1 pseudogene is annotated in these 574 nt (G+C 79.8%); it reads left to right on the top strand.

Features of this window, described 5'->3' with window-relative positions:
• Window positions 1-571: pseudogene (locus tag AXW62_RS46420) on the top strand (hypothetical protein); the annotation flags it as partial.
• Window positions 572-574 lie beyond the last annotated feature (3 nt).

Genomic DNA, 574 nt, shown 5'->3' with positions numbered 1-574 from the left:
GGCCGAGGCGGTGGAGGCGCTGCCGCTGGGCCGCGCCGGACATCCGTACAACGCGGAGGCGCTGGTCCACGGGCTGGCGGCGACCCCGGCGGCGGACGCCCCGCCCGCCAGCGAGCGCCAGGACGCCCCCTGGCATCAGGTACGCCATCTGCTACGGATGCGGCGGTACGCCCTGGAGGTGCTCGACCAGACGTGGCAGCGGCCGGACGGACGGGGTGGCCCGGACCGGCCGGGTGGACCGGGCGGGCCGGGCGGACCCCACGGACCGGGGGCCAACGGATCCGGACCGGGCGGATCCGGACCGGGCGGGTCCGGACCGGGCGGGTCCGGCCCGGTGGACGCCGAGCCGCCGCTGTCCGTGCGGTTGCTGGCCGCCGGACAGGCGCTGGAGCGCCACCGCGACGCGGCCGAGGCGGCAGCGGCCGCCGCGGCAGCCGCCCGTACGCCCCGGATCGCCCCGGCGACGGCGTACGCCCTCGGGGTGCTCCACGCCGACCAGCGGCACGAGGTCGAGGCGGCCCGCTTCGCGTTCGGCCGGATCTGGCGGCGGGTAGCCGCCAGAGCGTCCTGACGG

The organism is Streptomyces hygroscopicus subsp. hygroscopicus (genome assembly GCF_001553455.1).
GTDB classification, from domain to species: domain Bacteria; phylum Actinomycetota; class Actinomycetes; order Streptomycetales; family Streptomycetaceae; genus Streptomyces; species Streptomyces hygroscopicus.
The sequence above is the reverse complement of the archived record's forward strand: the minus strand, read 5'-3'. Positions and strand labels throughout refer to the sequence as shown.